Raw genomic sequence first — 26,483 nt, 5'->3', positions numbered from 1 at the left:
GTGCATGCGAAACAATGCAGGAGGCGACAGCGACTATGCACAAATCGCTTCAGCTGCTCGGCGCCGGCGTACACGCGGCCGGTCCGGGCAAGGACTACCCGTTGCATGCGCACACCTCGTGGGAGCTGGTCTACTACGTGCGCGGCCGGATCACGTGCCCGATCGGCGACGAGACGTACGCCGCCACGCCGGGCACCGTCCTGCTCACACCGCCGCGGACGTTCCACGCCGAGCTGAGCCGCACCGGCTACGCCAACCGTTTCTTGCAGGTCGACGCCGCGGCTGGACGGCCGTGGCCGCGGGTCTGCTTCGACGACGGCGAGCGCAGCCTCGGCCGCGTCTTCGACGCCATCGTCCGCGAGAGCGCGCAGCCCGGCGACGAGAGCGACCGGATGTGCTCGCTGCTGCTCGACGAGCTCGACCTCCTGCTGCGCCGCGCGGCCGCCGCCTCGCCGGTGACAGCGGCGGAACAGCTGGTCGCGCAGGCTGAGCGGATCTTCGAGGAACGCTTCGCCTCCGGGATCCGGATCGCCGAGGTCGCCGCCGAGCTCGGCATCTCGCCGTCCGGGCTACGGGCCGCCTTCGCACGGCTGCGTGGCACGAGTCCGCGCGCGGCGCTGCACCACGTGCGGCTGCGGCACGCGCTCGGCCACATCCGCAACTCCACGTTGACACTGCAGGCGATCGCGGAGCTGACCGGCTACGACTCGGTCAGCCACCTCAGCCGCCAGGTCAAGGCCGCGACCGGCTCGGCGCCGGGCGCGTTGCGTGCGCCGGAGTGACGGTCAGGGAATGTCGAAGAGCAGACAGGTCGAGGTGGCGTGCGCCAGCAGGGTCCCGCGCTCGTCGAACAGGCGGGACTCGGCGGCAGCGGTACGGCGGCCGCGGCTGATCATCGCGCCCTCGCAGCGGAGCAGGCCGGAGGAGACCGTGACCGGCTTGATGAAGCGGGTCATCAGGTCGAGCGAGGTGTAGCCCACGCCGGCCGGAAGCGTCGAATGGACCGTGCAGCCGGCGGCGGTGTCGAGCAGCGTCGCGATGATGCCGCCGTGCACCGTGCCGAGCGGGTTGTAGTGGAACTCGGCGGCCGGCATCAGCACCGCGACCCGGCCCTCCTCGACCTCGAACCCGGTCCCGCCGACCAGCTGCAGGATCGGCGGCGGCGGGACCTTGCCGTCCCGCATGGCCTGCAGCATCTCCAGGCCGGAGATCGCGCCGAGCGACGCCGCCGTCAGCGCCGGGTCGGACCAGGTGAAGGTACGGCTGCGGGTCGCCTGCTGGGTCTCAGTCATGAACCGAGCCTCACATCCCCCGCTGGGTCTGTCAACGAGACCTAGCCCTCACTAGCATGAGCCCTATGACCGCAACGTACGACGCCTTGGACTGGTCGGTGGACAACTGCCCGATCGGGCGGGCGATGGAGATTCTCGGCGAGCGGTGGACCGTGGTGGTGCTGCGCGAGGTGTTCAACGGCATCCGCCGGTTCGACGAGCTGCGGATCCGCACCGACATCCCCCGGCAGGTGCTGTCCAACCGGCTGGCCAAGCTCGTCGACCACGGCATCCTGCGCCGGGTGCCGTACCGCGAGCCCGGGTCCCGGCAGCGCGACGAGTACCGGCTGACCGAGAAGGGGTTCGACCTCTACCCGCTGCTGATCGCGATCCGCGACTGGGGTGACAAGTACCTGGCCGGACCCGAAGGCTCGCCGTTGAGCATCACCCACCGCGACTGTGGCGCCGACGTCCACACCGAGGTTCACTGCGCCGCCGGCCACACCGTCGAGTCACCGCGCGACGCCGTACCGCGACCGGGCCCAGGGGCTCGGCGGCGGCGGTCAAACGTATGAAATAAAGGGTTTCGGGCCCCGGAGCACATTACTGACACCACTCTGGGTAGGCTGCTCGCGACCTCGACTGGAGCAGGAGGTTGAGTGAGGCAGTTCAACACGCCACCCGGCTGGCCCGACCCGCCGAACGCCAGGTGGAGACCGCCCAAGCGCTGGGGTCCCGCGCCGTCGTGGCCACCTGCGCCCGACGGCTGGAGGTTCTGGGTCGACGAGGAGGGCCGCCCGGTGCGCGGGCCGATCGGCCGGTACGGCGGTCCGAGCGTCGTCAAGCTCGGGTCGGCGGCACTCGTCGTCCTCGCGCTGATCGGCCTGGTGCTGTTCAACCCGTTCACCGGCGGCGGCGACGACTCGACTCCCACCGCCGCCCCGACGGCTGAGGTGGAGAGCTCCGCCGCGCCGGAGAGCATGCCGACCGCACCGGGAACCGAGACGCCGACGACGGCGCATCCGACGCCGAAGGCAGCCACGACCGAGCCGACGGCGGAGCCGACGCCGACTCCCTCGGCCCCGAGCGACACCCCGACGGAGCCGGAGCCGTCCACGCCGAAGACGACCCCGACGCCGAGCAAGACGCCCACCACGACCAACGTGACGGTCGTCTACCGCAACTGCGCCGAGGTCCGCGCCGCCGGCAAGGCGCCCCTGCACCGTGGCGACCCGGGCTACTCCGAGGAGCTCGACAACAACGGTGACGGAACGGCCTGCGACCGCGGCAACTCCTGACCGCCGGCCCGCAGTCCTTCGTCCCACAGTTCCTGGGTCTGCACGATCCAGAAGGTCGCGAACAGCGTGATCACCGCGCCCTCGATCCAGAGCACCGCATGCTCCCAGCCGAACAGCCACTTCCAGGCCAGCAGCGCGAGCGGTACGACGACCATCGCGATCGCCAGCGCGGTGTAGCGGTTGGCCGCCGGCGCCTTCGCGTGCGCCGGGTGCTCCTTGCGGCGGAACTGCTGCGCGTTCAGCAGCACCACCAGGATGATGCAGAGGAACAACACCACCGCCGCCGTGTAGTGCGCGTTGCGGATGAACCCGGCCCGGTCGGCGAAGAACCACGCCACGCCACCGCCGAACAGTGCGAGCGCGACGCCGAAACCGACCAGGTACATGGGATTCCGGTCCGCGCGGGACAGCCGCGCCCGCAGCACGAACACCGCGGTGACCACCAGGCACGGCACGCCGACGACGAACAGCGCGAGCATGTTGTTGGCGATGTTCGCGGCCGTGTCACCCAGCACCATCGGCACCGACCGGCACCTCCCCGGACCCGGTGTCGGCACCAGCGCCACGACGGGCGCGAGGATCCCGGCGACGTTGAGCAGGATGTCCTCCCGCTCGGTGTTGCCCTTGAGCACCACCATGCAGACACCGATGGCGATCAGGCCGCCGACGAAGATCGCCTGCACCGGCGTGTAGTAGTAGGCGCTGATCGACGTCTGCAGACAGCGCGGACTCGTCTTCGACCACTCGATCACCAGCGAAGCGGCGAGCAGCACCACCATCGCCACCATCGCCATCCGCAGGTAGCGGTAGGTCTTGATCGAGTAACCAGCGGGCTCAGCCATGTCGGCCCCCTAGGAACGAAACTCCCCCTGTTACTCGCAGTATGCGCCGCGGCGGGCCGCACGGCAGCGCGTGCGGCCCGCCGCGTGTCGGGTCAGCCGGCCTGGGCCGTGTTGTACACGTTCTGGGCGTCGGTGCCGAAGTACGGGCCGAACATCCAGGTCGGGATGAAGTTGATCTTGTAGCTGTTCACCGAGTTCACGATGCCGGCGCCGGTCGACTCGCTGAACTGCAGGAACCAGCCGCCACCACTCGACCCGCCGGTCATGTTGCAGGTCATCCCGATCCCGTTCGAGATGAGCGCGTTGAACGTGGTGCCGCTGCAGTAGATCAGCTTCGAGCCGTCGTACGGCGCCGCGGCCGGGTACCCGAAGGCGTACATGTTCTGGCCGCGCGCCTGGTTGAACGCGATGCCCTGGCCGCCGACCACGTCGGTGAGGTTCTGGCCGTTGAGCGGGTTCACCACCGCGGCGCCGACGTCGTAGTTGATGTCCTCACTGGCCACCCACTGCGGCGTCGCATAGGTCTTCTTCGCGGTCCAGGTCCCGTACGGCGTGCTGCCGTTGTTGTACGCCGGGACGAACGCCCAGTTGGTGTGGAACGCGCCGTCCAGCTTCACGCAGTGGCCGGCGGTGATCACGGTGCTCTTGTTCGTCGAGGTCACGGCCGTCCCGCTGCAGGACGCCGTACGGCCCTGGTAGGTGAAGAACACCCGGCCCTCGGTGCTGACGATCTTGCCGCCGCCGGTCCACTGACTGCCGCCGTTCGGGAACGCGGTCGGCGCGACGGTGGTGGGCTTGCCGGCCGCCGGCGCGGCAGCCACCCGCTGCTTCGGTTTCAGAAGCTGTTCGAGCGGTACGGCGGACCGCATCCGCTCGGCGGTCCAGAAGCCGGCGACCTTGGCCTGCTCGGCCTTGGTCGTCGCGGCCTCGTGGACCGTCGAGGGGCTGCCCGCGGACGCCGTACCGGCGAGCGGTACGACGAGGCCGACAGCACAGGTGGTTGCGAGCAGGACGGAACGAAGGGGGCGGAATCGCATCATCTGCTGCCACTCTTTCCCGGCCGGTGGAGCACACCGGCCGTCCTCACGGAACAGAATCCGGCCGGACCGGTTCCGCACAGTCACCGGCCCGTCACTTCAGGTGCGCCACCCTATGCGCTGAACGCCCGCCGCAAAACCCTTTACAGCCTGATCGACTTCTTGTTCATGAACTCCTCGATGCCGGCCGGGCCGAGCTCGCGGCCGATGCCGGAGCGCTTGATGCCACCGAACGGCAGATCGGCCTGGGAGCCGCCGGCCCGGTTCAGGTAGACCATGCCGGCGTCGATCCGCTCGGCGACGCGGCGCAGCCGGTCGGGGTCGGTCCCCCAGACGCTGGCGCCGAGACCGAACGGGGTGTCGTTGGCCAGCCGGACCGCGTCGTCCTCGTCCTCGGCCCGGAACACGATCACCACCGGCCCGAAGATCTCCTCGTAGTACGCGTCCATCGCAGGCGTGACGTCGGTGAGCACGGTCGCTTCGAGAAAAGCACCGGGCTCGATCCGGTGGCCGCCGGCGCGCAGCGTCGCACCCTGCTCGACCGCCTTCGCCACCTGGCCCGCGACCTCGTCCGCCGCGGCGACCGACGCCAGCGGCGGAAGCTTCGTCTCCGGGTCGCTCGGGTCGCCGGGCTGGTAGTACTCCGCGACCCGCTTGGTCAGCCGGTCGACGTACTCGTCGTAGATGTCGGCGAGCACGATCATCCGCTTCGGCGCGTTGCACGACTGACCGCAGTTCCGCATCCGCGCGGTCGCGGTGGCGTTGACCGTCTCGTCCATGTCGTCGGTGTCGAGCACGATCAGCGGGTCGGAGCCGCCGAGCTCGAGCACGGTCTTCTTCAGGTGCCGCCCGGCCTCGGCCGCGACCGACACGCCGGCCTGTTCGCTGCCGGTCAGCGAGACGCCCTGGATCCGCGGGTCGGCCAGGATCGCCGGGATCTGCCGGCTCGAGGCGAAGGTGTTGACGTACACGTCGTCCGGTACGCCGGCGTCGTGCAGGATCTGCTCGATCGCGCGGGCCGAGCGCGGGCAGATCGACGCGTGCTTGAGCAGGATGGTGTTGCCGAGCACCAGGTTCGGCGCGACGAACCGGGCCACCTGGTAGCACGGGAAGTTCCACGGCATGATGCCGAGCAGCGGCCCGATCGGGCCCTTGGTGATGACGGCCTTGCCGCCCTTGATGTCCAGCGGCTCGTCGGCCAGCAACGCCGGCCCGTGCTCGGCGTAGTACCGGAAGATGTCGACCACGATCCCGACCTCGCCGCGGCCCTCGTTGATCCGCTTGCCCATCTCCAGCGTCATGATCGCGGCCAGCTCCTCGGCCCGCCCCTCGAACAGGTCCGCCGCCCGCGCCACGATCGCGGCCCGCTCCCGCACCGACCGCGCCCGCCACCCCGGATACCCACCGGCCACCCGCCCGACCGCGGCCCGAACCTCTTCCTCGGTCGAGTTGGCCACTTCCTCCACCACCACACCCGTCGCCGGGTTCGTCACCACGTACATGGTTCCTCCATCCACAACCGACGCAAGCGCCCAGGTTAGCGACTTCATTCCATACTGTATACAGTGATCTCATCTGTTGTGGTCAGGGGTGTCGACAGGGCAAGCTCATGGCAGCCCGTTGTCCCGCCCTAGTCGATCGGATGCCCGCCCGTGTCTGAGCAACGGAAGTTTCGTCTTGTCCTGAAGCTGGTCGCCGTACTCGCCGCCGTTTCGGTGCCCTCGATGGCAGTGGCCGCGCCGAGCGCGACCGCTCCCCCTGATCCGGCCAATTCCTGGCAGTTTCCGCATTGGCCGCAGAAGCAGCCTTGGCAGGAGTCCGGTGAGCAGAAGCGCATCGCTTCGACCACCGGTGACGGATTGCCGGGGGCTATTGATCCGCAGAACTGGGTGAACCCGGATCACATGACCTGGGCTGACTACCGCAAGCCGCCAGGAACCAACTGGGCCGACCCGGACGTGAAGGGGTCGACGCGGACGTTCAAGGGTGCGCTGGTGCTGGTCGACTACCCGAACCAGGACTTCGTCGTCACCAAGGCGAAGGGGTCGACGCCGTTCGGGAACCCGAGTGCGGAGGCGAACGGCGTGCCGCGCGACCAGGTCGCCGAGTTCTACAAGAACTTCCTCAACACCCCCGGCACGCTGAACCGCGGCCACACCATCCACGAGTACTGGATGGAGGACTCCGGCGGCCGGTACGGCGTCGACCTGACCGCGTTCGGCCCGTACCGGATGCCCGGCAAGTCGCACGAGTACGCGATGGAGTTCCAGGGCGGCACCGCCTGCCCGGCCGGTGACAACTGCACCAAGAACATCCGCACCGACGCCCGCGCCGCCTGGGTCGCCGACCAGGGACCGGAGGTGCCGGCCGGGTTCGACTTCGTGTTCTTCCTGAGCGCCGGGCAGGACGAGTCGTCCACCTGGCAGGAGTTCGGGATGATGAAGTTCCCGACCAAGGAGGACGTCACCGACGAGTTCGGCCCGCCGGACCCGGCGCTGCCGAACTGGTCCGACACCCGGTACGTCGACTGGACCTCGTGGGCCGCCGGCGCGTCCATCTGGCCGAACGCAGGCGGCGGCTCGTCGACCCAGGCCGAGAGCTCCGGCATGGGTGTCTACGCGCACGAGCTCAGCCACATCCTGGGCATCGGCGACAACTACAACAACCCGTACGGCGTACCGCCGCGGCGCGCGTACACCGGCATCTGGGAGATGCTCAGCCGCGGCAGCTTCAACGGACCGGGTGGCCCGCACAGCCGCTGGATGATCCCGGCGACCGGTGGCGGCTCGATGGGCGCACAGCACATGCTCCGGAACAAGATCAAGCTGCAGATGGTCGACGAGAAGAACGTCCTGCGGCTGTCCCGCGAGGCACTCGCAACGTCCGGTGTCGTGATCGCCGACGTCACCGCACGCACGGTCCAGCCCGGCCCGAAGGGCTTGTCCGGCGTGAACATCCAGCTCGGCGGCGCGGGCGATCTCGCCCCGCCCTGCAACATCACCACGGACCCGATGTGCGACGGCCGCGGGTACCAGAACTACACGGTCGAGGTCGTCGACCGGATGGGCACGGACTCGTTCACGCCCGACGCCGGCGTCTTGCTGGCGAAGACGAAGAACGAGGACCGGGCGCCGTTCGAGTGGGTCATCGACGCCAATCCGCAGGACATCGGCATGACCGACTACGTGCTGCCCGACGGCACCCAGGTCCCCATCACGATCGGCGACTACCGCCAGCTGTCCGACGCGCTCTTCCACGCCGGCACCAACTCGGGCAGCGAGTACGAGTACACCGACTCCGCCAACCGCCTGCACTTCTACATCACCAACGTGAAGCGGGACCGCCAGGGCGTGCTGTCCTACACGGTCGCGATCCGGTCGCTCGACGGCGCCGGAGCTCAGAAGCGCGGCGTCCAGGTTCTGCCGACCGTGGCGAAGCCGCAGCAGAACGGCGTGCAGACGTGCAGCTTCCAGCTGACCAATACGGGTCAGGCGGGGGCCGGATCACAGCACCCCGAGGACGTCACGCCGTACCTCAAGGGCGACGTCTACCGCGTGAGCGCCAAGATCGACGGCAGTGGCTGGTCGATGTCCCTGCCGAACGCGCTCGCCACCACGAACGCCGGCCAGCACACGACGGTCCCGGTCTACACGAAGTCCGGCACCGCACCGCTGGCCAAGATCACCCTGACCGCAACCTCAGAGAGCGACCCCACCAAGCGAGCCACCGCCACCTGCATCGCCGTCAAGCGCTGACGCGAGCCCGTCCAGCGTCCACGCGCGACTGACGCCGGTCGCGGAGTAGAGATACTCCGCGACCCGGCGGGCGGCCCACCCGTGCGCCTCGGTGAGGCCCGCGGCGATCCAGCGCAGGTACGGAAGGGTCGGCGCGTTCGGTTCGAGGTCGGCGACGGTTCCGTGGGTCACGGTGAACATCGGTACGCCGTCCTGTTCGCCCAGCCGGGCCACGGTCTCGTACCGCCCCGAACCCATCGCGTGGACGGCATCGACATCCGGGAGTACGGCGGCCAGGTCGCGAGCGAACTCGCCTCCCGGGTCGCGGCGCATCTCCTGGGCGGCGACATCGCCCAACTGGTCCGGCGTCACCAGGTAGGCCCGCGCTGCCACCACCCCCGGCGCGGCCGGGTTGTAGAACGCCGACCCGCCACCCCACACCCGGGACTCCCCCGCGAACACCAGGCCGCCCGGGACCTCCACGGCCGCGATCCGCGAAGGGTCGCGGGTGTCGCGGCAGCCCGGGTAGACCCGCGCGCGCCGGCCGGGCGGCCGCCGGCGAGGTAGCAGCGGAACCTGTCGAGGGACAGGTTGGACCCGTAGGCGACGTACCAGACGCGGACCACACCGCTCAGAATAGTTCGGAAGTCGGCTGTTACAAACAGCAGAGTTCACCTTCCGTCGGTTAATCGTTCAGGTTAGGGTGCGTCCGACGCAGTGCTGGTGTTCCAGACTCCATCCGCCCCACCGCCCAAGGAGACCACGCATGCCAGACATCAATCGTCGCAGGTTCCTGCAGCTCGCCGGCGCCACCGCCGCGTTCAGCGCGATGGCGAACAGCATCGAGCAGGCCGCCGCGATCCCGGCCCACCGCCTGCACGGCAGCATCGAGGACGTCGAGCACATCGTCGTGCTGATGCAGGAGAACCGTTCGTTCGACCACTACTTCGGCACGCTGAAGGGCGTTCGCGGGTTCGGCGACCCGCGGCCGGTGACGCTGCCGAGCGGCAAGCCGGTCTGGCACCAGACCAGCAGTTCCGGCCAGGAGACGCTGCCGTTCCACCCGGAGGCCGACGACCTCGGCCTGCAGTTCCTGCAGGGCCTGCCGCACAGCTGGCCGGACGGGCAGCAGGCGATCAACAAGGGCAAGTACAACCAGTGGATCGCGGCCAAGTCCGCGGTCACGATGGCCTACCTGACCCGCGAGGACATCCCGTTCCACTTCGCGCTCGCGGACAAGTTCACCATCTGCGACGCGTACCACTGCTCGTTCATCGGCGCGACCGACCCGAACCGCTACTACCTGTGGACCGGCCACACCGGCAACGACGGCACCGGCGGCGGCCCGGTGATGGGCAACGACGAGCTCGGCTACGGCTGGACGACGTACCCGGAACGGCTCGAGCAGGCCGGAGTGTCGTGGCGGATCTACCAGGACATCGGCGACGGCCTGGACGCCGCCGGTCACTGGGGCTGGATCGACGACGCGTACCGCGGCAACTACGGCGACAACTCGCTGCTGTACTTCAACACCTACCGCAACGCCGAGCCGGGCGACGCCCTCTACGAGAAGGCCCGCACCGGCACCAACGCCAAGGCCGGCGAGAGCCTGTTCGCCCGGCTGGCCGCGGACGTGCAGGCGAACCGGCTGCCGCAGATCTCCTGGATCGCCGCGCCGGAAGCGTTCAGCGAGCACTCGAACTGGCCGACCAACTACGGCGCCTGGTACATCTCGCAGGTCCTCGACGCGCTCACCGCGAACCCGGAGGTCTGGAGCAAGACCGCGCTGTTCATCACGTACGACGAGAACGACGGTTTCTTCGACCACATCGTGCCGCCGTTCCCGCCGGCCTCGGCAGCGCAGGGGCTGTCGACCGTCGACACCACGCTGGACAACTACCCGGGCAGCAGCAAGTACGTCGCCGGGCCCTACGGACTCGGGCCGCGGGTGCCGATGTTCGTGGTGTCGCCCTGGAGCACCGGTGGCTACTCGTGCTCGGAGGTGTTCGACCACACGTCGATCATCCGGTTCATGGAGAAGCGGTTCGGCGTGCACGAGCCGAACATCTCGCCGTGGCGGCGGGCGATCTGCGGCGACCTGACGTCCGCGTTCGACTTCGGCACCAAGACCACCCAGCCCGCCGACCTGCCCGACACCTCGGCGTACGAGCCGCCGGACAACGACCGGCACCCGGACTACCGGCCGACCCCGCCCGCGGTCGGCAGCATCCCGGCCCAGGAGCGCGGCCGTCGCCGTACCAGGCCGTTGCCCTACGCCTCGATCGTCGACGGATCGGTTGCCGGTGGCAAGTACACGCTGACCTTCAGGTCCGGGCCGAAGGCCGGGGCGCAGTTCCTGATCACGTCCGCGAACCGGACCGACGGCCCGTGGACGTACACGACCGAGGCCGGCAAGAGCATCGCGGACAGCTGGAACACCATCTACTCCAACGGTGTCTACGACCTGACCGTGCACGGGCCGAACGGGTTCCTGCGCACGTTCAAGGGCAAGCCCGCGACCGGCCTCGAGGTCACCGCCCGCGAGAACGCCCGCACCGGCGACCTCGACCTCACCTTCACCACCGACGTCGCCCGCCGCGTCACCATCACCAACGCGTACGGCGGTTCCCCCAAGCGCCTCGACCTCAGCCCCGGCACCCGCACGTACACCATCACCACCACCAACCGCTGGTACGACGTCTCCGTCACCACAACCACCGACACGACGTACCTCCGCCGCCTCGCCGGCCACGTGGAAACCGGCACCCCAGGCCTCAGCGACCCCGCCATCCGCACCGCCTGACACCACGAGGTCCTCGTCACCAGCGGCCGCCGGCCCTAGATCACCGGGGTCTCGGGGCCGCTGGTGGCGTCGGCTTCCGCCTTCTCGTCCTCGTCGAGCTCGTCGACGTTGATCCGGCTGGTCCAGCGTTTGTCGGGGTCGGGCTGCGGGATCGAGTCGAGGAGGAGCTTGGTGTACGGGTGGGACGGCTCGTGCATGACCGTGGTGACCGGGCCGCGTTCGACGATCTGGCCCTTGGTGATCACCATGACCTCGCCGCCCAGGTAGTACACGGTGGACAGGTCGTGGGTGATGAACAGCGTCGTCATCCCGTGCTCGCGCTGGAAGTCGAGCAGGATGTCCAGGAAGTGCTTGCGCACCTGGGCGTCCAGCATCGACACCGGCTCGTCGGCGATGATGAACGACGGCCGCAGCATGTGCACGCGGGCCAGCATGATGCGTTGGCGCTGGCCGCCGGACAGCTGGTGCGGGTACCGGCCGAGCACGTTCTCCGGTTCGAGCCGGACCGCCCGCAGCGACTCCTCGATCAGCTCGAGGCCCTTCGACCGGCTGGTTGTCAGCCCGAACTTCTTCACCGCCTTCCACAGCGCCCGATCGACGCGGTAGAACGGGTTGAAGATCGCGTACGGGTCCTGGAACACCGGCTGGACGTCGCGCCGGTACTCGTCGTACTCGGCGCGACTCAGCTTGAAGATGTCCTTGCCGCCGTACAGCACGGACCCGGCGGTCGGCTTCTGCAGGCCGAGCACGTTGCGGGCGATCGTGCTCTTCCCGCTGCCGCTCTGGCCGACCAGGCTCACCACCTGCGGCGGCTGCGCCGCGAGCGTGAAGCTGACGTCGTCCACCGCGGTCAGGTAGCCGCCGGCCACCCCACGGGCGTGGAACCGTTGCTGCACGCCACGAAGTTCGAGTTCGGACTTCACGATGCCCTCCGTCCCACCTGCGGGATCGACTCGATCAGCTGCCGGGTGTAGGGATCCTTGGGGTCCTTGAACACTTGCCGTACGTCGCCGACCTCGACCAGCCGGCCTTCGTACATCACCGCGACCCGGTCGGCCAGTTGGGCGTGCACACCCATGTCGTGCGAGATCACCACCAGCGTCACGCCGAAGTCGGTGCGCAGGTCGGCCAGCGACTGCAGGATCACCCGCTGGATGGTCACGTCGAGCGCGGTGGTCGGCTCGTCCGCGATCACCAGGTCCGGTTCGAGCGCGACCGCGATCGCCATCAGCACCCGCTGCTTCATCCCGCCGGACAACTCGTGCGGGTACATCCGCGCGACCCGCGGCTCCAGCCCGACCTGACCGAGCAGCCGGGGAATCAGCTCCCCCAGCGAGTCCTTCCGGCCGGGCGCGTGCTCCAGGATCACGTCCTTGAACTGGTCCTGCACCCGCATCACCGGGTTCAGCGAGCTCATCGACCCCTGCGGCAGGTACGACAGCGCCGACCAGCGCAGTACCCGCAGCGCCTCGCCGTTCACCTTCAGCAGGTCGACCGGTGAGCGCTTGGCCGGATGGAACATCACCGACCCGCCGGTCACCTTGCCCGGCGGCTTCAGCAGCCGGAGCAGCGCGACCGCGAGGGTGCTCTTCCCGCTGCCCGACTCGCCCGCGATCCCGAGGATCTCGCCGCGACGGACGTCCAGGTCCACGCCGCGGACCGCCGTCACGTTGCCCCGCGTCGACAGGTACGTGACCTCGAGACCCTTGATCTCCAAGACCGTGTCACTCACCGGTCACTCCCCTCAGCCGCGGGTTGTAGACCTCTTCCAACCCGATGTTGACCATGTTCAGCGCCGCGAACAGCAACGTCAGCAAGATGATCGGCACCGCGAACATCGGCCACGCGCCCAGGGTCAGCGCGCCGGTGGTGATCGCGTTGAAGATGATCTGCCCGAGGTCGACCACGCCACCGGGCCCGAGCCCGATCACCTCCAGCCCGACCAGACCGAAGATCGCGCCGAGCGCCGAGGACGCGAACCCGACGCCGATGAACGGCAGCAGGTTCGGCAGCAGCTCGGTGACGATGATCTCCAGGTCGCGGGCCTTGCTCACCCGGGCCAGGTCGACGTACGGCCGGGTCCGCAGGCTCAGCACCTGCGACCGGATCGTCTTGGCCGCGAACGGCCACGAGAAGATCGAGATCATCACGCCGACCTGGAACAGGGTGACGTTCTTCGCGTACGCCGACAGCGCGATCAGCAGCGGGAACGTCGGGATCACCAGCAGGATCCCGGTGAACGTCGACAGCACGCCGTCGATCCAGCCGCCCTTGTACCCGGCGACGAACGCGACGATCACGCCGGCGACGGTCGAGATGACACCCGCGATCGCCCCGATCTGCAGCGACACCGACAGTGCCTTGATCACCATCGCGAACACGTCCCGGCCGAACTGGTCGGTGCCGAGCCAGTGGTCCGCGGACGGCACCAGCCACTTCTCGTACGCCGCCACCTCGATCGGGTCCTGGCCACCACCGATGGCCTTGGTGATCAAGGGGCTGCACAACGCCAGCAGCACCATCGCGCCGAGGATCGCCAGTCCGATCGCCAGGCGCCGGCTGCCCCGGATCGTCCGCAGCACCGCAGTCAGTAGTCTCATCGCGATCACTTCCAGTACTTGACCCGCGGGTCCAGCAGCGGGAGCAGGAGGTCGAGGATCAGGACGGCGGTCAGCACGGAGAAGATCGCTATGTTGGTCACTCCAAGGATCGTGTTGAAGTCGAGCTGCTGGATCGCGGTGACCAGCGTGGTCCCGAGGCCCGGGTAGTTGAACAGCTGCTCGACCAGCACGTTGCCGTTGAAGATGAAGCCGAGCGAGATGCCGAACGCGGTGATCTGCGGCAGGTAGCAGTTCCGCAGCGCGTACCGGGTCAGGATCCGCGAACCCTTCAGGCCCTTGGCCTCGGCGTACACCAGGTAGTCCTCGCCGAGGATCGGGATCATCAGCATCCGGGTGGACAGGATCCAGCTGAACGTCCCGATCAGCACGATCGAGAACGCCGGCAGGAAGCCGTACTTGAGCACGCTGCCGATGAACTCCGGCGTGATGCCCGGGTTGATACTCGAGTCGTACGCCGATCTGGCCGGCAGCATGCCCAGGGAGTACGCGAAGATGTACACCAGGATCAGCGCGACGAAGAAGTACGGCACGTGCGACAGCGCGATCGACAGGTTGGTGGCGATCCGCGACCCGAGCTTGCCGCGCCGCCAGCCCGCGATCGCCCCGATCACGACGCCGAAGATCCAGGACAGCACGGCGGAGATGCCGAGCAGGCCGATGGTCCACGGCAACGACCTGAGGATGACGGTCTGCGCCGGCGTCGGGTAGTTGATCAGCGACGGCCCCATGTCGCCGTGCAGGACCAGCTTCTCCATGTACTTGACGTACTGGGAGAACAGGTTGCCGTCGAGCCCGAACTCGTGCTGGTACCGCGCGATGAGCTCGGCACTGGCCTGCTGGTTGTAGATGTAGTTCTGCTGCAGGGTCTGGATCAGCGTCTGGATCGGGTCACCCGGCATCAGCCGGAAGAAGAAGAACGCGATGGTGAGCGCGCCCCACAGCTCCACCAGGTACAGCCCGAACCGGCGCAGCGCGTACGCCGCCAGCGGATGCCGCGACAGCCAGGCCCGCACCGGCGACGCGGGTGCGGAGGCCTGGCTCTTGTCGACCGTGGCCACCGGCGGCGCTTCCGCCGTCACGCCGGTCCCTTCTGCCCGGTGGCCTTGATCCTGGCGAGCACGAAGATGAAGTGCGGCCACCAGTTCAGCGGCACCTCGTAGAGGTCGTCGTCGGTCGGCCAGCCGGACCAGAACGCGGTGTTGAAGAACTGCGGGTACCCGGTCTGGATCACCGGCAGCAGCGGCAGCTTCTGGAAGTAGATCTCCAGCGCCTGCTCGAGCAGCGGTTTGGCCTCCTCGCTGTTCGGGTCCATCCCGGCCAGCTTCTGGGAGATCTCGTCGAACTGCGGGTCCCGGAACCGCATCTTGTTCCGGCCGGCGGCATTCTTGCCGATCGGCTGGGCCTTGCTGCTCTCCCAGTCGGTGTAGAGCTGCTCGGGGTCGATGGCGAAACCGGCCCAGCTGGAATCGATGTCGTACTCGCCGCGCTGGAACTTCTGGTCGTGCACGCTGCCGGACAGGCTGCGCAGCGTGGCCGGCACCCCGACCTTGGCCAGGTCGACCTTCAGCACGTTGGCGATCGCGTACTCGTCCTTGTCGACCGGCGCGGGCGTGATGATCTCGAGGTTGATCTCCTTGCCCTTGTACGTCCGCTTGCCGGCGGCGTTCTTCGGGGCGATCTCGTCGAGCAGCTGGGTCGCCTTGTCCAGGTTGTACTCGAACTTGTACTTGTTCGCGAGCTCGTCGTTCTTCCACTTGTCGTTGGTCGGGTAGTCCGCCCACGGGTAGATCGCCGGCGGCACCTCGACCTGCCAGACCGACTTGCCGATCTTCTCCCGGTCCAGGCAGTAGTTGATCGCCTGGCGCATCTTCGGCTCCGAGATCACGCCGCGGGCCGGGTCGCAGTTCAGCCACAGCACCCGCGGGTTCGGGTCGTGGAACTGCGTGGTCTGCAGCGCCGGGTAGCCGGTGTTGCGCAGTTGCTTGGCGTGCTGCTCGTCGATCGAGCCGACGTCGAACTCCGCCTTCTCGAACGACAGCGAGGCCTGGTCGGCCTGCTTCGAGGTGCTCTGGAAGATGACGTACTGCGGCTTGACGTCGAGCTTGTCCTTGTTCCAGTAGTTCGGGTCCTTCTCCCAGACGAACATCTTCTGGTTCCGGATCGCCTGCTTCAGCTTGTACGGGCCGGACCGCACCGGCGGGTTGTCCTTGTACTTCGTCGGGTCCTGCGACTTCCAGATGTGCTCGGGCATGATGTTGTTCGGAGCGCCGGCGATCGCGGCGATGAAGTTGTAGTGCAGCCGCGGGGTCGGCTTGAGCAGCTTGACCACCGCGGTGTGCGGGTCCGGGACCTCGACGTCCTTGACGAACTCCTTCAGCTCACCACCGCCGCCGAACAGGTCGGGGCGGTCCTTCAGCATCATCACGGTGAACTTGAAGTCGTTCGCGCCCAGCGGCTTGCCGTCGTTCCAGTGGGCCTTCGGGTCGAACTTGATGGTCAGCTCGGTGTGGTCGTCGTTGTACTTGTACTCCGTGGCCAGCCACGGCGTCAGCTTGCCGGTGGCGAAGCTGAGGAAGAACAACGGCTCCGTGGCGAGCTCGACGCCGGCGCCGCCGGGCGAGCCGTTCGGGATCATCCCGTTGAAGCTGTCGAAGACGGTGTACTCGACCTGGCCGACGATCACCGACTGGTCCCGCGGGACCGGGATGTTCGCCTTGCCGATCTGGATGGACTTGGTCGCGACGGGTTTGTCGTTCGCGGGCTTGTCGGAGTACGAGCCGCCATCGCCGGAACAGGCCGCCAGGAAGGCGGTCATCGCGGCCGCGGCACCTCCTCCCAGCATGCTTCGCCGGCTCAGCTGGTAGCGGACGACATCTGCGACATCTTCGTACTGGGGGCGCGGCGCTTCGTTCATGACGAAAGTCACCTCCGTTTTCGTTGCGCGGACAGGGCGATCACCGACCGAGAGGTGTGACGGACTATAAGTAGCGTTGACAACGTTGGCAAGAGTTCATTGCCACGTTGGAACAAGGACGTCGAACGTGCAGGTCAGTCGATATACCAACCTTTGACAACGTTGGTTCGCTCTGCGTGACCACGCTCAGGCGGGGCGGCAGGGGTTTCGTCACACGCCGCGTCACACGGCGGCCGTCTTCCATCGGTACGACGGCCGCGGCACCGCGGCCGCGTTTCAGAACCGTTACTCCAGGGGGAGACATGACGACCAACACGACCGTGGACTTCGAGGCGATCAAGGACAAGCAGCGGGCTGCCTGGCAGACCGGCGACTACCCGCGGGTCGGCAACACGCTGCAGATCATCGCCGAGCTCCTGGTCGAGGCCGCCGACGTACGGGCCGGGCAACGGGTCCTCGACGTTGCCTGCGGCCAGGGCAACGCGGCGATGGCGGCCGCCCGGCGGTTCGCCGAGGCGACCGGTGTCGACTACGCGCCGAACCTGCTCGAGCAGGGCCGGGAGCGGGCCGCCGCCGAGCACCTGCCGATCACCTTCACCGAGGGTGACGCCGAGCACCTGCCGGTTCCGGACACGTCGTTCGACCTGGTCTGCAGCACGGTCGGCGTGATGTTCGCGCCGAACCACCAGCAGACGGCCGACGAGCTCGTCCGGGTCACCGCGCCGGGCGGGAAGATCGCGCTGGCCAGCTGGACGCCGTCCGGCATGATCGGGCAGATGTTCAAGACCGTGTCCAAGTGGGCGCCGCCGCCGGCCGGGGTGCGGCCGCCGACGCTGTGGGGCACCGAGGACCACCTGTTCGAGCTGTTCGGCGACCGGGTCGAGTGGATCGCGCTGAACCGGCGCGAGTACGTGTTCCGCTACCACACGCCGGAGCACTTCTCGGAGTGGTTCCGGGACTTCTACGGCCCGATCACCCGGCTGGCCGGAACGCTGGACGGTGAGGACCTGCACGAGTTCGCCCGCGAACTCGCCGACGTTCCGCGAGCGTTCGACTACGCGGACGACGGCACCGTCGCCGCCCGCGCGGAATACCTGGAAGCAGTGGGAATCCGCCGCTGAGGGGTCACACTGGTGTTCAGGGGGCACCAGTGTGAGGGGGAATCCATGGGGACGATTCGGTTGCTCGGTCCGCCGGTGATCGAGCACGGCGGGGAGCCGGGTCGTCAACCGCGCGGGCGGAAGGCCTGGGCGCTGCTCGGCTACCTGTTGCTGGCCGAGCGGCCGCCCAGCCGCCGCAAGCTCGCCGAGCTGTTCTTCGGTGACGCCGAAGATCCGCTCGGCGCGTTGCGCTGGACGCTGGCCGAGCTGCGTCGCGCTCTCGAAGTACCCGACCTGCTGTCCGGCGATCCGGTGGTGACGACGCTCGACGGCTCGACGACGGTCGACGTACTCGAGCTGACCGAGCCGTCGGCCCAGCCGGAGTCGCTGCTCGCGCTCGGCGGTGAGTTGCTCGAGGGCGTCGACCTGGAGTCCTGTCCGGAGTTCGAGTCCTGGTTGCTGGTGGAGCGGCGCCGGATCGCCGGCACGATCGAGGCGCGGCTCCGGCAGAACGCGATCGCCCTGCTCGCGGCCGGGCAGGCGGCCAAGGCGATTCCCTTCGCTGCCAAGGCGGTTGAGCTCAATCCCCTTGAGCAAGGCAACCACGAGCTGCTGATCCGGAGCCTGGCAACTTCCGGTGATCGGGTGCGCGCGCTACGGCAGATCGCGATCTGCGAAGACCTGTTCCAGCGTGAGCTCGGCATCGCGGTCTCCGGGTCGCTCCGGGAGGCAGCGCAGGTCCAGTCACACACGGGACCGCCGCTCCACGGGCGGGCCGCCGCCGTCAGTCAGCTTCAGGCCGGCCGGGCGGCGATCGTGGCCGGTGCGGTCGACGCCGGGTTGCAGTGCCTGCGCCAGGCCGCGGCTCTTGCCGTCGAGTGCCGCGACAAGACGTTGGAGGCAAGGGCTCTCGCGGCGCTCGGTGGTGCGCTCGTGCACGCGATCCGCGGGCACGACGAGGAGGGCGCGATCGTCCTGCACGAGGCGTTGACTGTCGCCGACGAAGCCGGTGAACGGGCGACCACGGTGCTGGCCCTGCGCGAGCTCGGGTTCATCGAGGTCCAGGCCGGACGGCGGCAGACCGGAGACGAGTGGCTGTCGAAGGCGCAGGCGCTCGCCGAGACCGACGCGGAGTACGCCGCGATCTTCGGCGTGCGCGGGATGAACTCGTCCGACCGGGCCGACTACCCTGCCGCGTTCGAGCAGTTGGGTCAGTCGGTGGAGCTCGCTGCCCGGTGTGGCGATCACCGGCAGCAGGCCTGGTCCCTGTCGTTGGTCGGGCGGGCGCAGCTGCTGCGGTCGGAGTACGGCGAGGCTGCGAAGACGCTGGCCGAGACGCTCGACCTCGTCCGGCAGGAACGCTGGATCGCCTTCCTGCCATGGCCGCAGGCTCTGGCCGCCGAGCTCGATCTGTACGCCGGCAAGCTCGACACGTCGGCCGAGGGGTTCGAGCAGGCCTGGGCGATGGGCTGCCAGTTGAACGACCCGTGCTGGGAGGGGATGGCAGGTCGTGGACTGGCGATGCTGCATGCCAGCCGGGGCGACTACCCGGGTGCGAGCGAGTGGCTCGATCTCGCGTTGACGCGGGCGAGCCGTGAGCCCGATCGGTACCAGTGGGTGCACGCGCACGTCCTCGACACCGCGGTCGGGACCGCGATCGAGCGATCCGACGGCGAACGCGCGCAGCACCTGGCCGGCAGCCTCTCCTCGCTCGCCGCACGCTGCGACCTGCGGGAGATGCTCGTTCACGCGCAGCTCCACCTCGGTCGGCTCGGCGACCAGCGGGCGGCCGCGACAGCGCGATCGCTCAGCGCCGAGATCGACAACCCGGCGCTGCGGCAGCTGGCTCAGTCGTAGGCCGCGTCGACCAGCAGCTCGGAGCTGCGGTCCGGCTCGTTGAGCACCGCGCGGATCACGTGCCGCTGGTCCCAGCGGCCGCTCGCCCACGCCAGCGCCTTGGCCAGCCCGTCGAACGTCGCAGCGTGCGGTGCGCCGTCCTCGTCCACCCACCACGACACCTCGACGCCGTCGACGCTGAGCTCCTCGTGCTCCCACCACGTCGGCGGGACCTCGGGGACCAGCTCACGGACGATCTCCGGCACGTCGGCCGCCGTACCCTCGCCGTCGATCTTGCCCTGGGCAACCTCCTGCGCCATCGGCACGTCGAGCAGGTCGCTCAACCCGTCCGCCGCGGCGCCGGAGGCGACCACAAAACCGCCCAGATCCTCGCGCTGCAACCACATCGGGCCGTCGACGACCACCGCACTGCCGGCCACGGTGACACGGGTCAGGCCGTCGTCCGCGAGGACCCGGACCTGCTCCGGCGCGTCGCCCGGGAAGACGGCCAACGTGCCCAGCCGGCTCCACAGCCGCAGCAGCTCGCTCTCCTCGACCTCGCGATTGGGATCCGCGAGTCGTTCGAGCAGCAGGCTGATGCCGTCCGCGTCGAGATCGCCCACCTCGCGGACCAGGCCGACCGCCGTACGCACCTCGGGGTCGAGCCGGGCTGTCCACGCCGGCGCCTCGTCGAGGAAGCTCGCGAGGATTGGGTCGGCGTCCGGATCGGCCCGTCCGGCAAGGGGTTCGCCGTCCTCGAGCAGCACCCGCTCGCGGATCCACCAGGCCGCGTACGACGGGACGCCGAGCGGACGGTCGTCGGGGCCGACCACGCGTACCTGAGTGACCAGGGCGCGGCGGAGGTCGGGTGACGAGCCGAACAGTTCGAGGACTCGCGGCCAGGCGTCGTCGGTGATCCAGTCGAGGTCCCGGATCGCGGTCAGCTCGCCGATCGTCGCGCCGTACCGGGAGCCGTCGGGGGCCACGTCGTACGCCCAGTCCTCGATGCCGTCGAGGTCGGTGAACGATTCGGGCAGCTCGTCGAGCGCGACGTCGGAGGCGGTGACGACGCCGAGGGTCGCGAGGACGCCGACCGCCTCCAGCGCGGGGAGGCCGTGGCGGTCGAGGAGCGCCCGGTCGACCGGCGCGACCTCGTCGTCGTCGAGGATCGACTCGGCCTCGGATCCTGGGATGACGAGGGCGTTCGCGGGGACCAGGTCGCCGTCGGCGTCGCGGAGCGCCAGGTCGGCGAGCCACCACAGGCCGTCCGCCTGTGCCGGGTCGGCGGCGACCAGGCTCAGGACTGCATGTGCGATCGCGTCCGGGTCGTCGGCTTCCAGCGAGTGCTCGACGGCGGTGCGTACGGCGCTGTCCTCGAGCAGCGTTCGTGGGGTCGCCGGGAGCGCGCCGAGCCGTTCGAGCGCTGGGTCGACGGCGTCGGGGTGCACGATGCGGACGCCGTACTCGCCGAACTCCTTGAGCGCGTCGACCGGTAGCTCGGGCCCTGGCAGAAGCAGTCCGCGGACGCCACGGACGAGTCGCCCGTCGGCGAGCGGGACCGGGAGGGTGCCAAGGGACTCGCGCAGAAGCGCATCCGCCACCATGCCGGCCAGCGACGCGTACAACTCCCGCCACCACTCCGGCTCGTGCTGAGCGCCCAACTGATCAACCACCTCAGCCAGGTCGAGCCGGCGCACGCCCAACGCATCCAGCGCACCCCGAAACTGCAAACTCGACCGGACCAGGCCCGGCACAACAGCCCCAAGCCGCCCGGTGAACGCCTCATCCGCCCCTTCAACCACCACCGCGTCCCGAGGCCGGATCACTGTCCCGTCCTCCACCACCCGGAGCACCGGCGTATCCGGCAGCACGGCGACAATCGCCTCCCGGAGCGCCCGATCCACCGCCCCCGCCGCCAGCCCGGTCGGCACGAGATGAAGCACCTCGCCCCCGTCCTCGACTCGCCTGCGCAACAACTCCGCATAAGCGTTTGCCGCTTCCCGCACCAGCCAATCAGTCAGCGGCCCCGGCGCCACGTGCCGTCTGGTGGAATCGAGCGGAAATGTTGCCAAAAGCAACGCTTGCAGGCTGAGCGGCTCGTCCGTCGGGGTCGGCGCCTGCACGACTCCGGGGAGTTCTACGGCCTCATCAGCTGGAAGTGCCCACAGGATCGACCATCGGGGGCGGGTCCGTTCTTCGGTGGGGCGGTCGGCGAGCAACTGCTCGCGTTCTGGTTCGGTGAAGATGCCGGCTACGCGGTGAATGTACCAGCGGGATTCGACGTCCTCCAGGACGCGTCGGCCGTCTGCCGTTGCGATTTCGATGCGTTCCAGGCCGGGGAGGGCGAGCAGGAGGGCGTCGCCGGCCTCGTCGAGCAGGCGGCGGACGAGGGCGGCCGCGGCTTCGTCGCGCAGCGGCAGGATGACGGCGGTGTCGTAGCCGTCCGGCGGCTCACCGGCCGCCTCGAACGGCAGCCGCAGTACGGGCACCTGGCCGCCACGTCGCCGTACCTCCGTGTCCAGCCCGGCCGACCCGAGCCCCGCGATCGTCGCTGCCGTGTCCGCTTTCGAGAACCGCACTCCCCCGGTCCGCGACAACACCACCGGCTCGTCCGTCACCGCGAGTACGGCGGAGAACCCGACGCCGAACCGCCCGACCGCAGCCTCGTCCCGCTTCGCCGACGCCCGCAGCGTGGCCAGCGACTCGACCCCCGCCGCGGACAACGGCGCACCCGTGTTGGCGACGACCAGCGTGTTGTCGCGGAACTCGAACAGCACCTGCCCCGGCACGCCCGCCCGCGCCGCCGCGTCCGCGGCGTTCTGGGCCAACTCGATGACGACCCGGTCGACGTACCCACCGAGCGCGAGCTCCTCCTCGGCGTTCGCGTCCTCCCGAAACCGCACCGGCGCGGCCAGCCACCCGGCCAGCACCCGCTCCCGAATCCCGCCTACGCCGAACACGTCGTCAGTCACGCCGTGCAGTATGCCAAGCGTGCCCGCCCGTCGCGGCTATCGTGGTCAGGTGATTGCATCCGGCAGCCGGTACGTCGCCCTCGGCAGCTCGTTCGCCGCTGGCCCAGGAATCAACCCGATCGTGCACAAGCCGGCGGGACGCTCGGGCAACAACTATCCGCACCTGGTCGCGGCCGAGCTGGGCCTCGACCTGGTCGACGTCACGTACTCCGGCGCGACCACCGCCAACCTCCTCGACACCCCGCAGGACGCGGCGCCTCCGCAGCTCGAAGCGGTCACCCCCGGCACCGCCCTGGTCACGATCACTGCCGGAGGCAACGATCTCGAGTACGTCGGGACGTTCATCCGGGGCAGCATGCTCAACACCCTGGCCAAGCCGGCGCCCCTCCTCGGCCGCCGGGTCGCGAACCGGATCCGCGCCCGGGTCAGCTACCTCAAGGACGACGCCTCCTACCAGGCGGTCACCGACTCACTCGTCACCGTCGTCGAACGCGTCCGCGACCAGGCTCCGTCCGCGCGCATCCTGCTGGTCGACTACCTCACCTTGGTCGGCCCGAGCACGCGGCCGCGCCTCGACGTACCGCTGAACGAGGAGCAACTTCCGAGTGTCGCGATGATGGCCGACGGCCTCGCCGCCGCCTTCGCCAAGGCCGCCGCCGGCACGGGCGCCGACCTGATCACGGCCTCGGCGGCGAGCCGGGACCACGCGATCGGGTCGCCCGAGCCCTGGACGACCGGGTTCAAGTTGCTCGGCGGCGCGCCGTACCACCCGAACGCGGCCGGTATGCGAGCCGTCGCCGACCTGATCCTGCGGACGCTGAAAACGTAGGCTCGGACCATGGAGGTACGGCGGGCAAGTGAGACCGACGTGGACGCGGCGGTCCGCACCCTCGCCCGCGCGTTCGAGGACTACCCGATGACTCGGATGGGCCTCGATCCGGACCACTACCTCGACCGGCTCACGCAGTACCAGCGACTCTTCCTGACCCAGATCGGCCTGCCGCACGGGCGGGTCTGGGTCACGTCGGACGTGAGCGCGGTGGCCGTCTGGACGACGCCCGCCACTCCCCCGAACGCGTTCGCTCCGCACGCGGACGCGTTCAAGGAACTGGCCGGCTCCCGGGCGGAGCTGGCGGCGGAGTACGAGCAGGCGATGGGCATCTTCCGCCCGCGCGAACCCGTGTGGTTCCTCGCCCTGGTGGGCGTCGATCCCGACCGGCGGAGCCAGGGCCTCGGCCGGGCCGTGATCGCGCCCGGACTGGCCACCGCCGACGCCGACCACTCCGCCGCCTTCCTGGAAACCCAGGAACCCGGCAACCTCGGCTTCTACGAGTCCCTGGGTTTCACCGTCATCGCCGAACTGGAGCTCCCGCACCGCGGTCCGATCCACTACGCGATGTACCGCCCACCGCGCTAGCGGGCTGTCGCCGTACGGAGCCAGCGGATGGCGCGGCGCGTGGTCGTGCCGCGCGGTTTGCTGCCCGTGCGGCGCTTCCGCTTCGGCGGGAGGGGCGACTTGGCGTTGCCGAAGTGGCTCAGCGAGACCATCAAATTCAAGGGTTCCATCGGTCCGTCCTCCGGATCCGGGCACCCGCCGTCCGGGTGCTGTCACGGGTACGTCGGAACAGGCCGCGGATTCTTGACATCGCGTCGCTCCGGCTCGGCCTGATCAACCCGGGCGACCAGCTGCCGCGGATGCGGGAGGTCGCGGAGGCCCTGGCGACCTGCAGGTCTACCAGCCGGCCGGGCGGTTCTGGCTGTTCCAGACGATCGAGACCGGGATCTTCCTCGGCCTGACCGTGATCCTGATCGCCGTGGCCGGCTACCGCGTACGGCGCCGCCTCTCCTGAGCCTCAGGCGCGGAACGGTAGGCCGAACTCGGCGGGGACGCCGGGGCTGTGGAGGATGTGGTCCGGTTCGCGGTTCAGGTTGGTGAGGCCGACTGAGGCCAAGAGGTCGCGGTCCTCGAAGCGGAGCAGGTCGGCGGCGTGGAGGGACCAGGCGGGGTGATGGTTGGGGAGGTACCAGGTCTGGCCGGCTCGGTGGGTGTGGAGGCCCCAGCGAGCGGTGAGGAAATGCTCGAGCGGGCCGGGCTCCACCGGTTCGCCTACTTGGACTTCGACCGTGACGGAGGCGCGTGTTCGGCGCAGGGTCGAGGTGTAGGCATGGTGGTCGCCATCAGCAACGCGAGTCATCCGGGCCCAGCGGTACGGGAGGCCGAAGACGGTCCGGGCGGCCGCGACGACGGCCAGCCGGTCGGCGTCCAGGCTGAGGAAGACGACGCCGCGCCGGCCGGTGCTGTCGATGGAGTACAGCCGGATGTTCGTCTCCAGGAAACTCCCGAAGTACGGTACGGCGGGACCGCGAGCCAACCCGGTGTCGGTCATCCGGAACGGCACGAGGCCGACGTACGTGTGTCCCTCGAAGGTGTCCGGCCGGACACCCGGCGGGAAGAAATGCGCGACCGCCGCCGGCTGCACAGCCCAGTGCAGAAACGTCAGATCCCGCCACCACTGCCGCAGGATCCGTGGTCCCCGGAGCCCAGGCGCCTCTGGCCAGATCGCGTCCACCAGCTCAGTCGGCGCTCGGCCGGACCTCGCACGTCGGGCGACCGTCGTTCAGCTCGCAGACGACGTACGCCGTACCACCGGCCGAGGTCGCAAACCACGGCATCACCGCGTCGCCGGTCAACAGCGTGGCGAGGGTCTGCAGCTCCGGATCGCGCTGCTCGGCGTGGTGCCGGTACCCGGCGGACCCGAGCGCAAAGGCGATCGCCATCCCGAGCAGATTCACCTCGGCCGGCTGGTCCGGAACCACCGCGCCGGCCTCCGGCGCGAGCTTGATCCCGTGATCCGGCACCTCGACGATCCGGGCGACGTACCTGCCAGCAGTCATGCCATCGAGGGTAGCCCCGAAACACAGCTGGGTGGGCCGGCCGACCCACCCAGCTGTCCGGCTGCTCAGGAGGAGAAGGCGGCGTCGAAGGAGGCGGTGGGTGGGTCGAAGGCCAGGGAGCGGACGAACTGGAGGGCTTCGGCGGCGCCGGCCAGGCGGTCCATGCCGGCGTCTTCCCACTCGACCGAGATCGGGCCGTCGTACCCGATCGTGTTCAGCATCCGGAAGCAGGCTTCCCACGGTACGTCGCCGTGGCCGGTGGACACGAAGTCCCAGCCGCGGCGCGGGTCACCCCAGGCCAGGTGCGAGCCCATCCGGCCGTTACGGCCGTTGCCGACCTGGCGCTTCGCGTCCTTGCAGTCGACGTGGTAGATCCGGTCCTTGAAGTCCCACAGGAAGCCGACCGGGTCGAGATCCTGCCAGACGAAGTGCGACGGGTCCCAGTTGAGCCCGAACGCCGGGCGGTGGCCGATCGCCTCGAGCGTCGCGGTGGTGGACCAGTAGTCGTACGCGATCTCGGACGGGTGCACCTCGTGCGCGAACCGGACCCCGACCTCGTCGAACACGTCCAGGATCGGGTTCCAGCGGTCGGCGAAGTCCTGGTAGCCGGCCTCGATCATGGCCGGCGGGACCGGCGGGAACATCGCGACCGTCTTCCAGATCGACGAACCGGTGAAGCCGACGACCACGTCGACGCCGAGCGCCCGGGCGGCGCGGGCGGTCGTCTTCATCTCCTCCGCGGCGCGCTGCCGGACACCCTCGGGGTCGCCGTCGCCCCAGATGTGCGCGGGCAGGATCGCCTGGTGGCGCTGGTCGATCGGGTCGTCGCAGACCGCCTGGCCGAGCAGGTGGTTGGAGATCGTCCACAGCTTGAGGTTGTGCTTGTCCAGGATGTCGAGCCGGTCGCGCACGTACGAGTCGTCCTCGGCGGCCCGGCGGACGTCGAGGTGGTCACCCCAGCAGGCGATCTCCAGCCCGTCGTACCCCCAGTCGGACGCCAGCCGCGCCACCTCCTCGAACGGCAGGTCAGCCCACTGCCCGGTGAACAAGGTAATCGGTCGAGCCATCACTACTCCTTAGTCGAGCTTCTTCCAGTACGGCGCCAGCCGGGGCGAGCTGGTGGTCGGTGGGTGGTGTCCCCGGTGCTGCCCGGAGCGCGG

The 26,483-nt window shown here is 69.2% G+C and carries 24 protein-coding genes; 9 read left to right on the top strand and 15 right to left on the bottom strand.

The window, feature by feature from the left end; translation table 11 throughout:
* Positions 1-35: 35 nt before the first annotated feature.
* Positions 36-782, top strand: coding sequence for an AraC family transcriptional regulator (locus ACWCOV_RS15475; RefSeq protein ID WP_449829897.1), 747 nt, complete (start codon positions 36-38; stop codon positions 780-782).
* 3 nt (positions 783-785) lie between these two features.
* Here the strand turns inward: ACWCOV_RS15475 and ACWCOV_RS15470 are convergent, their stop codons facing one another.
* Positions 786-1,292 (bottom strand): PaaI family thioesterase, encoded by a 507-nt coding sequence (locus tag ACWCOV_RS15470; protein ID WP_449829896.1) that lies wholly within the window; start codon positions 1,290-1,292, stop codon positions 786-788.
* 65 nt (positions 1,293-1,357) lie between these two features.
* On the opposite strand from ACWCOV_RS15470, the gene ACWCOV_RS15465 reads away from it, so the two are divergent.
* Together ACWCOV_RS15465 and ACWCOV_RS15460 are read left to right on the top strand one after the other, a co-directional pair.
* On the top strand, positions 1,358-1,846 hold the full coding sequence (locus ACWCOV_RS15465; RefSeq protein WP_449829895.1) for a winged helix-turn-helix transcriptional regulator: 489 nt from the start codon (positions 1,358-1,360) through the stop codon (positions 1,844-1,846).
* Between the two features lie 84 nt (positions 1,847-1,930).
* Positions 1,931-2,569, top strand: a complete 639-nt coding sequence (locus tag ACWCOV_RS15460) for an excalibur calcium-binding domain-containing protein (protein ID WP_449829894.1) — start codon at positions 1,931-1,933, stop codon at positions 2,567-2,569.
* Here ACWCOV_RS15460 and ACWCOV_RS15455 read toward each other — a convergent pair.
* The 3 genes from ACWCOV_RS15455 to ACWCOV_RS15445 all read right to left on the bottom strand — a co-directional run bounded on the left by ACWCOV_RS15455 (position 2,509) and on the right by ACWCOV_RS15445 (position 5,950).
* A complete protein-coding gene (locus tag ACWCOV_RS15455; protein WP_449829893.1) occupies positions 2,509-3,411 on the bottom strand; it encodes a hypothetical protein in 903 nt (300 codons plus the stop codon). The genes ACWCOV_RS15460 and ACWCOV_RS15455 overlap by 61 nt on opposite strands.
* 92 nt (positions 3,412-3,503) lie before the next feature.
* Entirely contained in the window at positions 3,504-4,451 is a 948-nt protein-coding gene (locus tag ACWCOV_RS15450; RefSeq protein WP_449829892.1) for a trypsin-like serine peptidase, read from the bottom strand.
* Between the two features lie 140 nt (positions 4,452-4,591).
* Positions 4,592-5,950 (bottom strand): NAD-dependent succinate-semialdehyde dehydrogenase, encoded by a 1,359-nt coding sequence (locus ACWCOV_RS15445; RefSeq protein ID WP_449829891.1) that lies wholly within the window; start codon positions 5,948-5,950, stop codon positions 4,592-4,594.
* A gap of 150 nt (positions 5,951-6,100) precedes the next feature.
* Here ACWCOV_RS15445 and ACWCOV_RS15440 point away from each other — a divergent pair, with 150 nt between their 5' ends.
* A complete protein-coding gene (locus ACWCOV_RS15440) occupies positions 6,101-8,203 on the top strand; it encodes a M6 family metalloprotease domain-containing protein (protein WP_449829890.1) in 2,103 nt (700 codons plus the stop codon).
* On the opposite strand, the gene ACWCOV_RS15435 is transcribed toward ACWCOV_RS15440, so the two are convergent.
* Complete coding sequence (locus tag ACWCOV_RS15435) at positions 8,147-8,665, bottom strand: hypothetical protein (protein WP_449829889.1); 519 nt, start codon at positions 8,663-8,665, stop codon at positions 8,147-8,149. The two genes, ACWCOV_RS15440 and ACWCOV_RS15435, sit on opposite strands and share 57 nt — an antisense overlap.
* A gap of 283 nt (positions 8,666-8,948) precedes the next feature.
* Between ACWCOV_RS15435 and ACWCOV_RS15430 the strand changes: the two genes are divergently transcribed.
* Positions 8,949-10,985 carry a phosphocholine-specific phospholipase C gene (locus ACWCOV_RS15430; RefSeq protein ID WP_449829888.1) on the top strand — a complete coding sequence of 679 codons (2,037 nt, stop codon included), beginning with the start codon at positions 8,949-8,951 and terminating at the stop codon, positions 10,983-10,985.
* Positions 10,986-11,020: 35 nt separating this feature from the next.
* Here ACWCOV_RS15430 and ACWCOV_RS15425 read toward each other — a convergent pair whose 3' ends face one another.
* The 5 genes from ACWCOV_RS15425 to ACWCOV_RS15405 are packed head-to-tail and all read right to left on the bottom strand — an operon-like array spanning position 11,021 to position 16,520.
* Positions 11,021-11,908 carry an ABC transporter ATP-binding protein gene (locus tag ACWCOV_RS15425; protein ID WP_449829887.1) on the bottom strand — a complete coding sequence of 296 codons (888 nt, stop codon included), beginning with the start codon at positions 11,906-11,908 and terminating at the stop codon, positions 11,021-11,023.
* Positions 11,905-12,717 carry an ABC transporter ATP-binding protein gene (locus ACWCOV_RS15420; protein ID WP_449829886.1) on the bottom strand — a complete coding sequence of 271 codons (813 nt, stop codon included), beginning with the start codon at positions 12,715-12,717 and terminating at the stop codon, positions 11,905-11,907. The genes ACWCOV_RS15425 and ACWCOV_RS15420 overlap by 4 nt, the downstream gene beginning before the upstream one ends.
* The gene (locus ACWCOV_RS15415) at positions 12,710-13,585 is read right to left on the bottom strand and encodes an ABC transporter permease (protein ID WP_449829885.1); all 876 of its coding nucleotides are present in this window, start codon (positions 13,583-13,585) and stop codon (positions 12,710-12,712) included. The genes ACWCOV_RS15420 and ACWCOV_RS15415 overlap by 8 nt, the downstream gene beginning before the upstream one ends.
* A gap of 5 nt (positions 13,586-13,590) precedes the next feature.
* Positions 13,591-14,685 carry an ABC transporter permease gene (locus ACWCOV_RS15410; protein WP_449829884.1) on the bottom strand — a complete coding sequence of 365 codons (1,095 nt, stop codon included), beginning with the start codon at positions 14,683-14,685 and terminating at the stop codon, positions 13,591-13,593.
* Positions 14,682-16,520 (bottom strand): ABC transporter substrate-binding protein, encoded by a 1,839-nt coding sequence (locus ACWCOV_RS15405; protein ID WP_449829883.1) that lies wholly within the window; start codon positions 16,518-16,520, stop codon positions 14,682-14,684. Before ACWCOV_RS15405 ends, ACWCOV_RS15410 begins: the two co-directional genes overlap by 4 nt.
* A gap of 302 nt (positions 16,521-16,822) precedes the next feature.
* Between ACWCOV_RS15405 and ACWCOV_RS15400 the strand changes: the two genes are divergently transcribed.
* Together ACWCOV_RS15400 and ACWCOV_RS15395 are read left to right on the top strand one after the other, a co-directional pair.
* Positions 16,823-17,641, top strand: coding sequence for a class I SAM-dependent methyltransferase (locus tag ACWCOV_RS15400; protein ID WP_449829882.1), 819 nt, complete (start codon positions 16,823-16,825; stop codon positions 17,639-17,641).
* Positions 17,642-17,686: 45 nt separating this feature from the next.
* Positions 17,687-19,477, top strand: a complete 1,791-nt coding sequence (locus ACWCOV_RS15395) for a BTAD domain-containing putative transcriptional regulator (protein WP_449829881.1) — start codon at positions 17,687-17,689, stop codon at positions 19,475-19,477.
* Here ACWCOV_RS15395 and ACWCOV_RS15390 read toward each other — a convergent pair.
* On the bottom strand, positions 19,468-22,428 hold the full coding sequence (locus ACWCOV_RS15390; protein ID WP_449829880.1) for a sacsin N-terminal ATP-binding-like domain-containing protein: 2,961 nt from the start codon (positions 22,426-22,428) through the stop codon (positions 19,468-19,470). The two genes, ACWCOV_RS15395 and ACWCOV_RS15390, sit on opposite strands and share 10 nt — an antisense overlap.
* Before the next feature lie 49 nt (positions 22,429-22,477).
* Here ACWCOV_RS15390 and ACWCOV_RS15385 point away from each other — a divergent pair, with 49 nt between their 5' ends.
* The gene (locus ACWCOV_RS15385; RefSeq protein ID WP_449829879.1) at positions 22,478-23,257 is read left to right on the top strand and encodes an SGNH/GDSL hydrolase family protein; all 780 of its coding nucleotides are present in this window, start codon (positions 22,478-22,480) and stop codon (positions 23,255-23,257) included.
* Between the two features lie 9 nt (positions 23,258-23,266).
* Positions 23,267-23,845: a GNAT family N-acetyltransferase gene (locus tag ACWCOV_RS15380; RefSeq protein ID WP_449829878.1), complete on the top strand. Its 579-nt coding sequence runs from the start codon at positions 23,267-23,269 to the stop codon at positions 23,843-23,845.
* Here ACWCOV_RS15380 and ACWCOV_RS15375 read toward each other — a convergent pair.
* The 4 genes from ACWCOV_RS15375 to ACWCOV_RS15360 all read right to left on the bottom strand — a co-directional run bounded on the left by ACWCOV_RS15375 (position 23,842) and on the right by ACWCOV_RS15360 (position 26,390).
* A complete protein-coding gene (locus tag ACWCOV_RS15375; protein ID WP_449829877.1) occupies positions 23,842-23,994 on the bottom strand; it encodes a hypothetical protein in 153 nt (50 codons plus the stop codon). The genes ACWCOV_RS15380 and ACWCOV_RS15375 overlap by 4 nt on opposite strands.
* Positions 23,995-24,281: 287 nt before the next feature.
* The gene (locus tag ACWCOV_RS15370) at positions 24,282-24,998 is read right to left on the bottom strand and encodes a YqjF family protein (RefSeq protein ID WP_449829876.1); all 717 of its coding nucleotides are present in this window, start codon (positions 24,996-24,998) and stop codon (positions 24,282-24,284) included.
* Between the two features lie 4 nt (positions 24,999-25,002).
* Positions 25,003-25,323: a hypothetical protein gene (locus ACWCOV_RS15365; protein ID WP_449829875.1), complete on the bottom strand. Its 321-nt coding sequence runs from the start codon at positions 25,321-25,323 to the stop codon at positions 25,003-25,005.
* Between the two features lie 65 nt (positions 25,324-25,388).
* A complete protein-coding gene (locus ACWCOV_RS15360; RefSeq protein WP_449829874.1) occupies positions 25,389-26,390 on the bottom strand; it encodes a sugar phosphate isomerase/epimerase family protein in 1,002 nt (333 codons plus the stop codon).
* Positions 26,391-26,483: the final 93 nt, after the last annotated feature.

The sequence above is a fragment of the Kribbella sp. NPDC002412 genome, assembly GCF_053592935.1.
This window is presented reverse-complemented; position numbering and strand designations above follow the sequence as displayed.

Coding starts and splice junctions, on each gene's coding strand:
- ACWCOV_RS15475 (WP_449829897.1), top strand. CDS start 36: ATGCACAAATCGCTTCAGCTGCTCGGCGCCGGCGTACACGCGGCCGGT.
- ACWCOV_RS15470 (WP_449829896.1), bottom strand. CDS start 1,292: ATGACTGAGACCCAGCAGGCGACCCGCAGCCGTACCTTCACCTGGTCC.
- ACWCOV_RS15465 (WP_449829895.1), top strand. CDS start 1,358: ATGACCGCAACGTACGACGCCTTGGACTGGTCGGTGGACAACTGCCCG.
- ACWCOV_RS15455 (WP_449829893.1), bottom strand. CDS start 3,411: ATGGCTGAGCCCGCTGGTTACTCGATCAAGACCTACCGCTACCTGCGG.
- ACWCOV_RS15450 (WP_449829892.1), bottom strand. CDS start 4,451: ATGATGCGATTCCGCCCCCTTCGTTCCGTCCTGCTCGCAACCACCTGT.
- ACWCOV_RS15445 (WP_449829891.1), bottom strand. CDS start 5,950: ATGTACGTGGTGACGAACCCGGCGACGGGTGTGGTGGTGGAGGAAGTG.
- ACWCOV_RS15430 (WP_449829888.1), top strand. CDS start 8,949: ATGCCAGACATCAATCGTCGCAGGTTCCTGCAGCTCGCCGGCGCCACC.
- ACWCOV_RS15415 (WP_449829885.1), bottom strand. CDS start 13,585: ATGAGACTACTGACTGCGGTGCTGCGGACGATCCGGGGCAGCCGGCGC.
- ACWCOV_RS15405 (WP_449829883.1), bottom strand. CDS start 16,520: ATGAACGAAGCGCCGCGCCCCCAGTACGAAGATGTCGCAGATGTCGTC.
- ACWCOV_RS15400 (WP_449829882.1), top strand. CDS start 16,823: ATGACGACCAACACGACCGTGGACTTCGAGGCGATCAAGGACAAGCAG.
- ACWCOV_RS15395 (WP_449829881.1), top strand. CDS start 17,687: ATGGGGACGATTCGGTTGCTCGGTCCGCCGGTGATCGAGCACGGCGGG.
- ACWCOV_RS15380 (WP_449829878.1), top strand. CDS start 23,267: ATGGAGGTACGGCGGGCAAGTGAGACCGACGTGGACGCGGCGGTCCGC.
- ACWCOV_RS15375 (WP_449829877.1), bottom strand. CDS start 23,994: ATGGAACCCTTGAATTTGATGGTCTCGCTGAGCCACTTCGGCAACGCC.
- ACWCOV_RS15365 (WP_449829875.1), bottom strand. CDS start 25,323: ATGACTGCTGGCAGGTACGTCGCCCGGATCGTCGAGGTGCCGGATCAC.
- ACWCOV_RS15360 (WP_449829874.1), bottom strand. CDS start 26,390: ATGGCTCGACCGATTACCTTGTTCACCGGGCAGTGGGCTGACCTGCCG.